The 14,743-nt window shown below is 67.4% G+C and carries 14 protein-coding genes; 12 read left to right on the plus strand and 2 right to left on the minus strand.

Annotated features, from left to right (window positions below):
- The 8 genes from ACH107_RS00430 to ACH107_RS00465 form a co-directional block, all read left to right on the plus strand.
- Positions 1-835, plus strand: an 835-nt coding sequence (locus ACH107_RS00430) for a heparinase II/III family protein (protein WP_412504170.1), incomplete at its 5' end; no start/stop codon positions are given.
- Between the two features lie 22 nt (positions 836-857).
- Positions 858-2,447 (plus strand): bifunctional phosphoribosylaminoimidazolecarboxamide formyltransferase/IMP cyclohydrolase, encoded by a 1,590-nt coding sequence (gene purH, locus ACH107_RS00435; RefSeq protein WP_310690688.1) that lies wholly within the window; start codon positions 858-860, stop codon positions 2,445-2,447.
- A 13-nt stretch (positions 2,448-2,460) separates the two neighbouring features.
- Positions 2,461-2,964: a signal peptidase II gene (locus ACH107_RS00440; protein ID WP_412504171.1), complete on the plus strand. Its 504-nt coding sequence runs from the start codon at positions 2,461-2,463 to the stop codon at positions 2,962-2,964.
- Positions 2,965-3,022: 58 nt separating this feature from the next.
- Positions 3,023-3,526 carry a DUF3035 domain-containing protein gene (locus tag ACH107_RS00445; RefSeq protein WP_412504172.1) on the plus strand — a complete coding sequence of 168 codons (504 nt, stop codon included), beginning with the start codon at positions 3,023-3,025 and terminating at the stop codon, positions 3,524-3,526.
- A 98-nt stretch (positions 3,527-3,624) separates the two neighbouring features.
- Entirely contained in the window at positions 3,625-4,956 is a 1,332-nt protein-coding gene (locus ACH107_RS00450) for a M16 family metallopeptidase (RefSeq protein WP_412504173.1), read from the plus strand.
- A complete protein-coding gene (locus ACH107_RS00455) occupies positions 4,953-6,254 on the plus strand; it encodes a M16 family metallopeptidase (RefSeq protein ID WP_412504174.1) in 1,302 nt (433 codons plus the stop codon). Before ACH107_RS00450 ends, ACH107_RS00455 begins: the two co-directional genes overlap by 4 nt.
- A gap of 64 nt (positions 6,255-6,318) precedes the next feature.
- Complete coding sequence (gene mutL / locus ACH107_RS00460) at positions 6,319-8,154, plus strand: DNA mismatch repair endonuclease MutL (protein ID WP_412504175.1); 1,836 nt, start codon at positions 6,319-6,321, stop codon at positions 8,152-8,154.
- Positions 8,151-9,359, plus strand: a complete 1,209-nt coding sequence (locus ACH107_RS00465; RefSeq protein WP_412504176.1) for a DNA recombination protein RmuC — start codon at positions 8,151-8,153, stop codon at positions 9,357-9,359. Before mutL ends, ACH107_RS00465 begins: the two co-directional genes overlap by 4 nt.
- A 14-nt stretch (positions 9,360-9,373) precedes the next feature.
- On the opposite strand, the gene ACH107_RS00470 is transcribed toward ACH107_RS00465, so the two are convergent.
- Positions 9,374-10,039: a ChrR family anti-sigma-E factor gene (locus ACH107_RS00470; protein ID WP_412504177.1), complete on the minus strand. Its 666-nt coding sequence runs from the start codon at positions 10,037-10,039 to the stop codon at positions 9,374-9,376.
- A gap of 10 nt (positions 10,040-10,049) precedes the next feature.
- A complete protein-coding gene (locus tag ACH107_RS00475) occupies positions 10,050-10,625 on the minus strand; it encodes a sigma-70 family RNA polymerase sigma factor (RefSeq protein WP_412504178.1) in 576 nt (191 codons plus the stop codon).
- Positions 10,626-10,844: 219 nt separating this feature from the next.
- On the opposite strand from ACH107_RS00475, the gene ACH107_RS00480 reads away from it, so the two are divergent.
- Genes ACH107_RS00480 through ACH107_RS00495 form a run of 4 tightly spaced genes read left to right on the plus strand, consistent with a single transcriptional unit; the run spans position 10,845 to position 14,702 of the window.
- A complete protein-coding gene (locus ACH107_RS00480; RefSeq protein WP_412504179.1) occupies positions 10,845-12,140 on the plus strand; it encodes an NAD(P)/FAD-dependent oxidoreductase in 1,296 nt (431 codons plus the stop codon).
- Positions 12,137-12,895 carry a DUF1365 domain-containing protein gene (locus ACH107_RS00485; protein WP_310690678.1) on the plus strand — a complete coding sequence of 253 codons (759 nt, stop codon included), beginning with the start codon at positions 12,137-12,139 and terminating at the stop codon, positions 12,893-12,895. Before ACH107_RS00480 ends, ACH107_RS00485 begins: the two co-directional genes overlap by 4 nt.
- Positions 12,892-14,127, plus strand: coding sequence for an MFS transporter (locus tag ACH107_RS00490; RefSeq protein ID WP_412504180.1), 1,236 nt, complete (start codon positions 12,892-12,894; stop codon positions 14,125-14,127). Before ACH107_RS00485 ends, ACH107_RS00490 begins: the two co-directional genes overlap by 4 nt.
- Positions 14,124-14,702: a DUF3833 family protein gene (locus ACH107_RS00495; protein ID WP_412504181.1), complete on the plus strand. Its 579-nt coding sequence runs from the start codon at positions 14,124-14,126 to the stop codon at positions 14,700-14,702. Before ACH107_RS00490 ends, ACH107_RS00495 begins: the two co-directional genes overlap by 4 nt.
- Positions 14,703-14,743 lie beyond the last annotated feature (41 nt).

Here is a 14,743-nt window from a genome sequence, read left to right on the forward strand (position 1 = left end):
CCTGCCGGACTTCGACATGCCCGATGGCGGGTTGAACATCCGGTTGAACGACCACTGGGTTCCGCAGGAAGCGCGAATGATCGACTACAAGAGGTTCGCGCTGGCCTTCGAGCTGACCTCGGGGCGCCGCCCTCTCATCGTCAACTGCGGCTCGGGGCGCAGCTTCGGGCCCGAATGGCGCCGGGCCGGGCGCGCCACCCCCAGCCATTCGACCCTCGTGCTCGAGGGCGGGTCCTCGGCACGGATCAGCCAGCCCGCGCGCGACGGGGTCGAACCGCTGGATGATGTTCCCGGTGACGTGCGTGCCGAGTTTTCCCGGCTGGCCGACGGTCTGCGGCTGGGCGCGGCGCATGACGGCTATCGTCGCAGCCACGGGCTGACCCATGTGCGCACGCTGGACCTGGCCCACGACGGCCGCAGCCTGGCCGGCGAGGATCTGCTGACCATCCTCGAGTTCGGTGATCAGCCGGTGCTCGATGCTGCACTGGACCGCACCGGCCCTCGGGGCCTGGCCTGGGCGCTGCACTTTCACCTGCACCCCGAGGTCGCGGCCGAGCTGGACAGTGACAGCGCGACGGTGTCGCTCAGTCTGAAATCGGGCGAGGTCTGGGTGTTCCGCCCGGACGGGGCCGCAACCCTTAATCTCGAGCCTTCCGTCTACCTCGAAGACGGGCGTCTGCGGCCACGTGCGACGCAACAGGTGGTTTTATCCGGGCGCGCAATGTCCTATGCGACACGCGTTCGCTGGTCGCTGGCCAAGGCGCAGGATACGCCGCTGGCCGTGCGCGACCTGGAAGACCGCCTGCCCGGCACCTTTGCGGACGGAACCGACTAGACCTGCCCCGGGGGACCCCTTGATGACCGACCTTTGCCCAGTGCGCCGCGCGCTGCTTTCCGTATCCGACAAGACCGGCCTGGTGGACCTGGGCCATGCCCTGGCCGCGCGGGGGGTCGAGCTGCTCTCTACCGGGGGGTCGGCGAAGGCGTTGCGCGACGCCGGGCTGGAGGTGCGTGACGTGGCCGAGGTGACGGGCTTTCCCGAGATGATGGACGGCCGCGTCAAGACCCTGCACCCCATGGTCCACGGCGGGTTGCTCGCGCTGCGCGACGACGCCGCGCACAAGGCGGCGATGCAGGACCATGGCATCGGCGGCATCGACCTGCTGGTGGTCAACCTCTATCCCTTCGAGGCGGCGCTGGCGCGGGGCGCGGGTTATGACGAGCTGATCGAGAACATCGACATCGGCGGCCCGGCGATGATCCGGGCAGCGGCCAAGAACCATGCCTTTGTCACCACCGTGGTGGATGTCAAGGACTACGCGGCGCTGCTGGCCGAGCTTGCGGCCCATGACGGCCAGACCTCCTACGTCTTTCGCCAGCGCCAGGCGCAGATCGCCTATGCCCGCACCGCAGCCTATGACGCCGCGGTCAGTACCTGGATGGCAGGCGCGACCGGGCAGGAGACCCCCCGCCGCCGCGCCCTGGCGGGGACGCTGGCCCAGACCATGCGCTATGGCGAAAACCCGCATCAGGCCGCGGCCTTCTATACCGACGGGACGGGCCGGCCGGGCGTTGCCACCGCCGTGCAGCACCAGGGAAAGGCGCTGTCCTACAACAACATCAACGACACCGACGCGGCCTTCGAACTGGTCGCGGAATTCACCCCCGAGGATGGCCCCGCCTGCGCCATCATCAAGCACGCCAATCCCTGTGGTGTCGCAAAGGGTGCAACCCTGCTGGAGGCCTACCAGAAGGCCTTTGATTGCGACCGGACCAGCGCCTTTGGCGGGATCGTCGCCGTCAACACCCCCCTGGACGAGGCAACGGCGCAGGCCATCACCGGCATTTTCACCGAGGTCGTCATCGCCCCCGGCGCCACCGAGGCCGCAAGGGCGGTCTTCGCCGCCAAGAAAAACCTGCGCCTTCTGACGACCGAAGGCCTGCCCGATCCGAAATCGGGCGGGAAGGCCTTCAAGCAGGTGGCGGGCGGGCTGCTGGTGCAGGACCGCGACAACGGCCATGTGCCTGCCTCCGAGCTGAAAACCGCGACCAGGCGCGCGCCCACGGACAGCGAACTGGCCGATCTGCGCTTTGCCTGGACCGTCGCCAAACACGTCAAGTCCAATGCCATCGTCTATGTCAGGGATGGCGCCACCGTGGGGATCGGCGCCGGCCAGATGAGCCGTCTGGACAGCGCCTTGATCGCCGCCAAGAAGGCCGAGCGCATGGCCGAGACGCTGGGCCTGCCCGAACCGCTGACCAAGGGGGCCGCCGTGGCCTCGGACGCGTTCTTCCCGTTTGCCGATGGTTTGATGGAGGCCGTGGCCGCCGGCGCCACCACCGTGATCCAGCCCGGCGGGTCCATGCGCGACGACGAGGTCATCGCCGCCGCTGACGCGGCCGGGCTTGCCATGGTCTTTACTGGCATGCGCCATTTCCGGCATTAGGGATACAGCCACCATGCGCCTGCTGGGTATCATCGCCATTCTGACCTTTGTCGCCGACCAGGTGCTCAAGGCCGTCGTCATCTTCGGGGTCTTCGGTCTGCGCTGGGGGCAGGTCACGGGCGATCCGGACCGCTTGCCCTATCCGCCCCGGGTCGATGTGGTTGACCCCTATCTCGTGCTGACCATGGCCTGGAACGGGGGCGTCAACTTCGGCCTGTTCGGTGGGCTGGACCTGCGCTGGCTGCTTGTGGGGATCGCTCTGGCGGTGTCGGTCTTCGTGCTGTGGTGGGTCCGCCGCGATCAGCCCGGGCGGCTGGCCATGATCGGTGCGGGACTGCTGGTGGGGGGCGCGCTGGGCAACGCCCTGGACCGGGTGCTTTACGGCGCGGTGGCGGATTTCCTGAACATGTCGTGCTGCGGCATTGCGAACCCGTATGCCTTCAATCTGGCCGACATCGCGATCTTTGCCGGGGCCATCGGCCTCGTTCTCTTCGCGCCCGACAACAAGAGCGCGTGACGCGGGTGGCGGGCTGCGTTACAAACCTTCGCAAAAGGGTGATTTGGGAACGACAACGATGGCCAGGACGATCATTGCCATTCTCGCGCTGACAGCCTTGGCCGCCTGTGGCGGCGGGGGGCTGCGCAGCCTCGAGGCGGGGGGCGAAGGCCCCGACGAATTCGCGGTCAGCCCCGCGGAACCGCTGGAAATGCCCCGGGACCTCTCGACCCTGCCGGCCCCCACGCCCAGCGGCCCCAACCGTGCCGATCCCGATCCGCAGGCCGAGGCGATCGTCGCGCTGGGTGGCAATCCGGCAGCCACGGCGGTGGCGGGCGTACCGTCCGCGGACTCCGCCATTGTCAGCTATGCCACGCGCAACGGCGTCGCGCCCGACATCCGCGCCACGCTGGCCACCGAGGATGCGCGTTTCCGCAGCCGCCGCGGCCGTGTCAGCGGGCTTTTCGCGCGCGGTGATCGGTATTACCGCGCCTATGCGGGCCAGGCGCTCGACGCCTATGCCGCGCTTGCACGGTTCCGCGACGCGGGCGTCGCGGTGCCAAGTGCCCCGCCCGCGCCGTAGCGGGCCGCCACCTGGGCCCTCACATCCTCGTATGTCCTCTTGAACCGCCCCGCGGGCAACGTAGCTTGATGGCGACGACCTGACCATTCGGAGGCGACATGCGCTTACTCGCGGCACTTGCGACCGTTCTGGGCCTTTCGACGGCCCTGCACGCGGACGAGGTCTCGACGACCACGCTCGACAACGGGCTGGAGGTGGTGGTGATCGAGGATCACCGCGCCCCGGTCGCGGTTCACATGCTGTGGTATCGGGCGGGCTCGGCGGATGAACCCCCGGCCGCGTCGGGGGTGGCGCATTTCCTCGAACACCTGCTTTTCAAGGCGACGGAAACGCTCGAGCCGGGCGAGTTCAGCGACGTGGTCGCGGCCCAGGGCGGCAGCGACAACGCCTTCACCAGCTATGACTACACCGCCTATTTCCAGCGCGTCGCCGCCGACAGGTTGCCGCTGATGATGGAAATGGAGGCGGACCGGATGAACAATCTGGCGCTGACCGAAGAGGATATCGCCACCGAACGCGACGTGATCCTCGAAGAACGCAACCAGCGCGTCGAAAATTCGCCCAATGCCCTGGCGCGCGAACAGATGCGCGCGGCGCAGTATCTCAACCACCGCTATGGCGCGCCCATCATCGGCTGGAAGCACGAGATGGAACAGCTGGGCATGCAGGATGCGCTGGACTTCTACGACCTCTATTATTCGCCCAACAATGCCGTGCTCGTGGTAGCGGGCGACGTGGACCCGGACGAGGTCATCGGTCTGGCCCGCGAACACTATGGCCCCATCCCCGCCGAGCCTGATCTGCCCGAGCGTGTCCGCTCGCAGGAACCCCCGCAGAGCGCCGAACGGCGCCTGATTTTCGAGGACCCGCGCGTTTCGCAGCCCTATCTGACCCGCAGCTACATTGCCCCCGAACGCGACAGCCGCGCGCAGGAGCAGGCCGCCGCGCTGACCTATCTGGCCGAGCTTCTGGGCGGGTCGTCCTTTACTTCGACGCTGGCCGTGGCGCTGCAGTTCGACAGCCAGACGGCAGTCTATACCTCGGCCTACTACAGTGGTCGGTCGCTGGATGACACGACCTTCGGCCTGACGGTGGTGCCCGAGCAGGGCGTGACCCTGCAAGAGGCCGAGGATGCCATGGACGCGGCCATTGCCGAGTTCCTGGACACCGGCATCGACCCTGACCGGATGGAGCGCCTGCGCACCCAGCTGCGCGCCAGCGAGGTCTACGCCCACGACAACGTGCAGGGTCTGGCCCGGCGTTATGGCGCCGCGTTGACGCAGGGCCTGACGGTCGAGGACGTTCAGGCCTGGCCGGAGATCCTGCAATCGGTCACCGAGGAGGACATTCTGGCGGCGGCGCGCGAGGTTCTTGACCGCGACCGGTCCGTCACGGGCTGGGTCGTGCCCAACCGGGAGGTTCTGCAATGAAACGTCTTGTCCTGACACTGGCCCTGCTGCTGGCCCCGCTCACCGCAAGGGCCGAGATCGACATCCAGGAGGTCACATCGCCGGGCGGCCTCGAGGCCTGGCTGGTCGAGGAACCGGCTATTCCCTTCGTCGCGCTGGAGATCGTCATCGATGGTGGGGCCACCCTGGACGAACCGGGCAAGCGCGGGGCGACCAACCTGATGATGGGACTTCTGGAAGAAGGCGCGGGCGAGATGAGCGCCCGGGAATTCCAGACCGCCCGCGAGGGACTGGCTGCCAGTTTCGGTTTTGATGCCCGCGGTGACAGCGTCGTCATCACCGCCCGTTTCCTGACCGAGAACCGGGACGAGGCGGTCGCTCTGCTGCGCGAGGCCCTGACCGAGCCGCGCTTCGACCAGGACGCGCTGGACCGGGTGCGCCGGCAGGTGCTGTCGGGCATTCGCAGCGACGCCACCGACCCCAACAGTATCGCCGGGCGCACCTTCGACCGGGAGGCTTTTGGCGATCATCCCTACGGGGCGCCCCTCAACGGCACCGCCGAGAGCGTCACCGAGCTGACCCGCGAGGATATCATGACCGCCCACCGCAACGCGCTGGTACGCAGCCGGGTGCATGTCGGCGCGGCGGGCGACATCACGCCCGAGGCCCTAGGGCCGCTGCTGGACGAATTGCTGGGGGATCTGCCCGACGAGGGCCCGGCGCGGCCCGGCCCGGCCGGTTTCGCGCTGGACGGCGGCACCACGGTGGAAGACTTCGAGACCCCGCAATCGGTTGCGATGTTCGGACACGAGGGGCTGGCCCGCGACGACGAGGATTTCTTCGCGGCCTATATCCTCAATGAAATTCTTGGCGGGCGCGGTGTGCAAAGCCGCCTGATGGAGGAGGTCCGCGAAAAGCGGGGCCTGACCTATGGCGTCTCCACCTATCTCGTGCCCAAGGATCACGCGGCGCTCTACCTCGGGAACGTGGCGTCGGCCAACGATCGCATCGCCGAAGCCATCGGCGTGATCCGGGACGAATGGGCGCGCATGGCCGAGGAGGGCGTGAGTGCCGAGGCCCTGGCCGAGGCCAAGACCTATCTGACCGGGGCCTATCCGCTGCGCTTCGACGGCAACGCCGAGATTGCCGGCATCCTCGCCGGAATGCAGGCCACCGACCTGCCGCCCGACTATGTCGAGAACCGCAACAGCTATATCGAGGCGGTCACGCTTGACGAGATCAACCGCGTGGCCGGTGAATTGCTGAGCCCCGAGGCGCTGCATTTCGTGGTGGTCGGGCAGCCCGAGGGGCTGGAGTAGGCCACCCCCGGCCCGGGCGATTTGCCCTGTCAGAATCGGCGCGGACCATGCTATCCCTTGAGGCATGGCCGCCCTTGATCGCAACATAGGCGACGATCACCCCGTGATCCGTCAGTTGGACGACGCCGCGATCAACCGGATCGCGGCTGGTGAGGTCGTGGAGCGGCCCGCCTCGGCGGTCAAGGAGCTGGTCGAGAATGCGCTGGATGCACAGGCGACGCGGATCGAGATCGAGGTCGCCGATGGCGGCAAGACGCTGATCCGCATCACTGACGACGGCATCGGCATGGCCGAGACCGACCTGCCGCTGGCGCTGGCCCGCCACGCGACCTCCAAGATCGACGGGGCGGACCTGTTGAACATCCAGTCCTTCGGGTTTCGCGGCGAGGCCTTGCCCTCGTTGGGGGCTGTCGGACGTCTGACCATCCGCAGTCGTGCGGCGGGCCATGCGGGGGCCGAGCTTTCCGTGTCCGGGGGGGCTGGCGAACAGGTCCGCCCCGCTGCCCTGAGTGGCGGCACCGTGGTCGAGTTGCGCGACCTGTTCTTCGCCACGCCCGCGCGGCTCAAGTTCCTGCGCACCGACCGGGCCGAGATGCAGGCCATCACGGATGTGATCAAGCGGCTGGCCATGGCCGAACCGCAGGTCAGTTTCATCCTGCGCGATGTCTCGGGCGGCCAGGACCGGATCACATTCCGCGCCGATGCGCAGACTGGTGATCTCTTCGAGGCGCTCAAGGGCCGGTTGCGGCGCGTGCTGGGCAAGGATTTCACCGAGAACGCGATTCCGATCGAGGCCGACCGCGAGGGCGTGCATCTGACCGGGTTCGCCGCCCTGCCGACCTATTCGCGCGGCTCGGCGGTGCAGCAGTTCCTTTTCGTCAATGGCCGCCCCGTGCGCGACAAGCTGCTGATCGGGGCACTGCGGGCGGCCTACATGGACACGCTGTCGCGCGACCGGCACCCGGCGGCCTGTCTGTTCATCGAGGTCGACCCGACCCGGGTGGACGTGAATGTGCATCCGGCGAAATCCGAAGTGCGGTTTCGTGATCCGGGCACGGTGCGGGGTCTGATCGTTTCGGCCCTGCGCCACGCGCTGGCCGAGGCCGGGCACCGGTCTTCTTCGACGGTGGCGGGCGCGACCCTTGGTGCCTTTCGGCCCGAGCCCTCCGCGTCGCGCGTCTACCAGATGGACCGGCCCGCGCCGGGCGCCCGTGCTGCCAGCTACGCGGCCCAGGCACCGGGCTTTGCGGAGATGGCGCAGGACTATTCGGCCCGGGTCGAGCCACAGCCGGACCGCGATGACAGCGAGCGCCTTGAAGCGCGGCCCCTGGGCGCTGCCCGCGCGCAGGTGCATGAGAATTACATCGTCGCCCAGACTGAGACCGGCATGATCCTGGTCGATCAGCATGCCGCCCATGAACGGCTGGTCTATGAAAAGCTCAAGCGCCAGATGGCGGACAATGGCGTGGCGGCCCAGGCCCTGCTGATCCCGGAAATCGTCGAGATGTCGCAGGCGGAGGCGCAGACGCTGCTGGACCATGCCGAGGCTTTGCGGAGATTCGGCCTGACGCTGGAGCCTTTCGGCGGCGGCGCGGTGGCCGTGCGCGAGACCCCGGCGCTGCTGGGCGAGGTGAACTGCAAGGCGCTGCTTGCGGATATCCTGGATGAACTGGCCGACCAGGGTTCCAGCGACCTGGTTCAATCCAGGCTTGAGGCGATCCTGTCGCGCGTGGCCTGTCACGGCTCGATCCGCTCGGGGCGCCGGATGCAGGCCGAGGAGATGAACGCCCTTCTGCGCGAGATGGAAGCCACGCCGCTGTCGGGGCAGTGCAACCACGGCCGGCCCACCTACGTGGAACTGAACCTGGCCGATATCGAACGGCTGTTCGGGCGATCATGATCGAGATCGGCGGCAACTCCTACGCGTTTTCGGACCCGGCGGTGATGCTGGCGATCGCGGGCGGCCTCGTCGTGCTTCTTGTGCTCTGGCTGCTGATTGCCACCGTGCGGCGCACCGGGCAGGCGGCCCGGACCGCCGCGCAGTTGGCCTCGCAGATGGGCGGGGTGACGGCCCGGGTGCAGTCGCTGTCAGATGGCCAGCAGCAGCTGTTCGGCGGGCTCAATTCCGTATCCGAGGCGCAGGCGGCACAGCAGCAGAAGACACTTCAGTTGATGGAACAGCGCCTGGCGTCGGTGACCGAGGCCATGAACCAGAACCTGTCGAGCACCGCGCGCAACACGGCGCAATCGCTGGGCGAATTGCAGCAGCGACTGCAAACCATCGACAAGGCGCAAGAGAACATCACCAAGCTGTCGGGCGATGTGCTGTCGCTGCAGGATATCCTGTCGAACAAGCAGACGCGCGGGGCCTTCGGGGAAATCCAGCTGACCGACATCGTGGGCAAGGCCCTGCCCGGTGACAGCTTTGCGCTGCAGGCGACCCTGTCGAACGGCAAGCGCGTCGACTGCCTTGTTCATCTGCCCAATCCGCCGGGGCCCATCGCCATCGACAGCAAGTTCCCGCTGGAAGCCTACGAGGCGCTGCGCCGGGCCAGTACCGACCGCGAGGCGAACGAGGCCGCCAGGGCGCTGCGCGTGGCGGTGAAAAAGCATATCAAGGACATTGCCGAGCGCTATATCATCGACGGAGAGACCGCCGACGGCGCGCTGATGTTCCTGCCCTCCGAGGCGGTCTATGCGGAATTGCATGCCAATTTCCCCGAGGTCGTGCGCGAGGGCTTCGCGGCGCGGGTCTGGATCGTCTCGCCGACGACCTGCATGGCCACGCTCAACACCATGCGCGCCATTCTGAAGGACGCGCGGATGCGCGAACAGGCGGGCGCGATCCGCAAGACCCTGGGCCAGTTGCACCGCGACGTGGAACTGGTGGTGGAACGGGTGGACAAGCTGAACACCCATTTCGGGCAGGCCCGCAAGGATCTGGACGAGATCAACACGGCCGCCGAACGGGCGGGCAAGCGGGCCGGGCGGCTCAACAACTTCGATTTCGAAGAGATCGCGCCCGAGGATCGCGCCGCGACCGGCGTTGTGCCCCCGACCCGCCCGGATCATACCCCAGGCTCCGGCGGCCCCGGGACCGGCTGAGCCGCCCCGGCAGCTCAGATGCGCAGGAAGGGCTGCGCCAGCTTCGGCAACATGCTGTTGAACTTCAGTGGCGCGTCCGTGGCGGCCAGACAGATGCAATCGACACCTTCTTCCGCCACGGGCTGATGGTCGAGATCCTCGTCGGCCACCTCGATGTCACCGGCGCCGAAGCGATCGGTATCGTCGCGGAAGGCGCCTTGCAACACCAGCGTCAGTTCGGTGCCCGCGTGGCCGTGATCGGGCACGGCGCAACCGGCCGGGATGTGCAGCAGCCGCGCCGAGGCATTGGCCGAGGTCGGCAGGATCGCTTGGCGCACGCCGCCGCCCACGCGGCGCCATTTCACCGTCTGCAGGTCGCCGCCAATATACTCGCGCACCGGGCGCGGCAGGCCGCCCGCGTCGCCCTGTGCGGCGTGCTCCTCTTGTGCGTCGTTTGCATCGGCGGGCGCGTCGGCGATCGCCGCCAGTGTGCGGGACAGGCTGTCGGGGGCCATCTCGGCGGTCTCGGTCATGGCGACGACCTCACCGCCGACGGCGTCGAATTCGGCCAGCCGGGCGCGGCACTCGTCACACATCGACACATGCGCAGCGACGATGATGTTGAAGGCCTCGGGCAGGACGCCCGCAGAATAGCCCATCAACAGGGCATCGGTCAGGTGGTGCGTGATCTCTTGCGACATTGTCAAAACCTTACTTCATCTGGCGGCGCAGGCGGTCCAACGCCAGCCGTATCCTTGATTTTATGGTCCCCAGCGGTAGGCCTGTCTGCTCGGCGATCTCGCTGTGCGACAGCTCTCCGTAATAGGCCTTGAGGATCAGGTCCTTCTGCTTGTCGGGCAGGTCCGCGATGGCCTGGCCCAGTTTTCGTGTCTCCTGCTGGAGCACCATGGCCTCGCCCTGCTCTGGCTCGGCCTCGGGGCCCCATGGCAGGTCCTCGGGTTCGGGGCGGCGTTCCTTGCGAAGGATGTCGATCTTGCGGTTCCGCGCCACCGTGAAAATCCAGGTCGAGACGCTGGCCTTTGCCGGATCGAACATGTGCGCCTTGCGCCAGAGCGTGGTCATGACCTCCTGCGTGCATTCCTCGGCAAGCTCAGGACTTGCCCCCGATTTCATCAGGAACGCCTTTACCCGCGGGGCGAAATGCCCGAACAGCTCGGCAAAGGCCGCCTGATCTTGGCGGTCCCGGATCGCCTCGACCTGGGCCACCCAGGCCATGCGGTCCGCCGCGGCCGACTTTCTCAGTCCTGATTGTCTCACCTTGGCCATTGCCCCTCTTGCTCGCATCGCCTGCGTCGCAGCATAAGGGGCCGCGCGCCGGTTCGCATCCGCATTCGTCAGGGTGGCGGTATCGGTCAACATGTGAGATTTACGCGCGGTTTCGATCCCCGGATCAAAAAGTTTTCACCCGGGTTCACCCCTGTTTTTCGATCCATGTCACGGGGGCTGCCGTAACACCCCTGACCAACAAGCACGAATGGAGACAAGATGCCCTCTCAAGCAGGCGCGAGCCGTCAATCGAGGATTGCCGTGATCGGCGCCGGGATATCGGGCATGGGGGCCGCGCACGAACTGTCGCGCGATCACCAGGTCGTGCTCTTCGAGGCGGAGCCGCGCCTTGGTGGCCATGCGCGCACGCGGATGGCGGGGCTGCGGGGCGATCAGCCCGTGGACACCGGGTTCATCGTCTTCAATTACGCCAACTACCCGCACCTGGCCGCGCTTTTCGACGAACTGGACGTGCCGGTGATCAAGTCCGACATGAGCTTCGGGGCCTCGGTCGACGGGGGCCGTTTCGAATACGGCCTGAATTCCCTCAATGCGGTCTTTGCCCAGCGGCGCAACGTGCTGCGCCCGTCCTTTCTGCGCATGTGCCGCGATGTGATGCGGTTCAACGCGCGGGGACTGGACCTGGCCGGCGACCCGGATCTGACCGTCGGCGGTCTGCTCGACCGTCTCGGCGCCGGGGCCTGGTTCCGCGACTACTACATCCTGCCGCTGTCCGGCGCGATCTGGTCGACGCCCAAGGAAAAGATCCTCGATTTCCCCGCCCATGCCATGATGACTTTTTTCAAGAACCATGCGCTGCTGGGCGTCTATGGTCAGCACCAGTGGTACACGGTCAAGGGCGGCAGTCAGGAATACGTCAGCCGCCTGTGCCAGTCCATGGCCCAGCGGGGCGTGGCGATGCGGCTGGGCTGCCCGGTCGATGCCGTGCGCCGCACCGCCAGTGGTGTCGAGATCAAGGTCGAGGGCGCGGATTGGGAGGCCTTCGACGAGGTCGTCTTTGCCAGCCACTCGGACCAGTCCTTCCGGATGCTGGCCGACCCGACCGAGGCTGAACGCGCCAGCGTCGGCAATTTCCGCTATCAGCCCAACACCGTCGTGTTGCATTCCGACCCTTCGGTCATGCCGCGCCGGCGGGCTGTCTGGTCGTCGTGGAACTATACCGAGGCCCCCGACAAGCGCACCGAGAAGATCGACCTGACCTACTGGATGAACTCTCTGCAAAGCTGGCTGGACGAACCGCTCTTCGTGACGCTCAACACCACCCGCCCGATCCGCGAGGAACTGATCTGGGACGAGGTCACGCTGCACCACCCGGTCTATGACCTGGCAGCGCTCGAGGCCCAGCGGACCTGCGCCCGGATCAACGGCGAGAACGGCACCTGGTTCTGCGGGGCCTGGATGAAGGATGGTTTCCACGAGGATGGCCTGTCTTCGGCCATGGACGTGGTCGAGGGCATCCGTGCAAAGACCACGGCGCGTCTGGCGGCGCAGTGACAGCCGTTCAGCACATACCGGGCGAGACCTGGCACGGCCGCAAGGGCGCAGTGAAGAACGCCTTCGCCTATTCCATCGACTACGTGCTTGTCGATGCCGAGGACGGGGCGCCCGCCCATCCGTCGCTGTTCGCGCGCAACGGGCGCGGGGCGATGTCGCTGCAGGATCGCGATCACGGCGGTCCGCCGCATCAGGGCCGCGGGGCGGCCTGGGTCCGGGACGTGCTGCGCCAACATGGGCTGGCCCGGCCCGTGCGGATCGAGCTTCTGGCGCAGCCGCGCGTGCTGGGCCACGTCTTCAACCCGGTCAGTTTCTGGCTGTGCCGTGACGGGCAGGGGGCCCTGACCTGCGTGATCGCCGAGGTAAGCAATACCTTCGGCGACCGCCACTCCTACCTGTGCCACCATGACGATCAGCGCGAAATCCGGCCCGTGGATACCCTGGAGGCGCGCAAGGTCTTTCATGTCTCGCCCTTCCAGGACATCGGCGGCGGATATCGCTTCAACTTCAAGATCACCGACGACCGGGTCGCGATCCGGATCGACTTCTCGGATGGCGAGAACGGCCTGGTGGCGACGCTTGCCGGCCCGCGCAAGCCCCTGAGCAACGGCACGATCCTGCGCGCGATGCTGCGCCGGCCGTTTGGCTCGCGCCGGGTGCTGGCGCTGATCCATTGGCAGGCGCTCAAGCTGTGGTGGAAGGGGGCGGGGTATCGGATGCGTCCAGACCCGCCCGCTGACGAGGTCAGCCGATGAGCGCCACCGCCCAGCGGCTGCCCGCCTATGCGGGCTTTGCCGCCGTGCTTTCGGGCGCGGGCCTGCCGATCTACATCTACGCGCCCAAGTTCTATGCCGACAATTACGGCGTCAGCCTGGCGTTGCTGGGCGCGGTGCTTTTCGGGTTGCGGCTTCTGGACGTGGTCCAGGATCCGGCGCTGGGCTGGGTCAGCGAGCGCCTGCGCCGCTTGCGGCCGGGCGCGGCCACGCTGGGGGCCGGGCTGCTGGCCCTGTCGATGCTGGGCCTGTTTGCCGTGGCCCCGCCCATCGCGCCGGTCTGGTGGTTCGGGCTGACCATCACCGGGCTGTTCACCGCCTTCAGTTTCCTGACGATCACCTTTTATGCCCAGGGCGTGGCCAAGGCCGAGGGCCTTGCTGGGGGCCATGTGCATCTGGCTGCCTGGCGCGAGACCGGGGCGCTTCTGGGGGTCTGCCTGGCCGCCGTCGCGCCCACGCTGCTGACCGGGCTGGTGATCGCCCCCTATGCGGTCTTCGCCGGGGGCTTTGCCGTGGTGGCCGGGCTGGCCGCGCTTGCCATGCTGCCCGAGTGGTCAGCCCGCGGGCACGCCGCGCCGCCCGCACGCATCGGGATGATCCTGCAGGATCGCGTCGCGCGGCGTCTTCTGATCCTCGCGCTGGTCAATGCCGCGCCGCTGGCGGTCTCTTCGACGCTGTTCCTGTTCTTCGTGGAAAGCCGTTTGGCCGCGCCGGGCTGGGAGGGGCCGCTGCTGGTGCTGTTCTTCCTGGCCGCCGCCGCCTCGGCCCCCGGCTGGAGCGCGCTGGCGCGCCGCTTCGGGGCGCGGCCCGTGCTACTGGCGGCCATGGTTCTGGCGGTGGTCTCCTTCGGGTTCACCCTGATGCTCGGGGCCGGGGACACCATACCCTTTGCGGTGATCTGCGTCGCCTCGGGGGCGACCATCGGGGCCGACCTGACCCTGCTGCCGGCCATGTTCGCGCGGCGCATGGCAGCCATCGCGCCCAATGCCGGGCAAGGCTTCGGCCTGTGGTCGCTGGTCAGCAAGTTCACCCTGGCGCTGGCCGCTGCGGTGTTGCTGCCCCTGCTGGAATGGACCGGCTTTCGCGCCGGGGCCGAGGCCCAGCCCGAGGCCGCCCTGGCCATGCTGACGGTGCTCTACGCACTGGTGCCGTCGGTGCTGAAACTCGTGGCGATCGCGCTTCTGGCGGCCACGCAACTGGAGGAAACCACATGACTGCGTTCTATATCCTGCTGGGGATGGCGCTGGTCATCGCGCTGATGATCCTTGGACGCCGGATTGGCGGTTTCACCGCCCAACGCCCGGAGGATTACTCCGATGGCCCGGTTTTCAACGTCCAGACCGTTCTGAACGGTCCGCTGGCCTGCGAGGGCGTGATCTATGGCCCGACCGGACGTGTCGCTTCGCGCTTTGTCGCGCGCTTCGAAGGCAGCTGGGAGGGCAATGTCGGCACCCTGCGGGAAGTCTTCGACTATGATAGTGGCAGTCACCAAGAGCGTCAGTGGCTGTTGCGCCTGGGCAATGAAGGTCGGATACAGGCGACGGCGCCCGATGTGATCGGCACGGGCGAGGGCGCGCAGCACGGATCGGCGGTGCGCCTGAAATACCGCATCAAGTTGACGGAGGAGGCGGGCGGCCACGAATTGGACACGGTGGACTGGATGTATCTGATGCCCAATGGCACGATCATGAATCGCAGCCAGTTCCGCAAGTTCGGAATCAAGGTGGCCGAGCTTGTCGCCACCATGCGCCCGATCCACGGTGATGGCGAGATGACGCCGGGCGCGTGAGGCCCGGTCTGTGACCGGCGCGGGGACAGGCGCTTAGGGAA

Source organism: Roseovarius halophilus (ex Wu et al. 2025) (genome assembly GCF_047086965.1).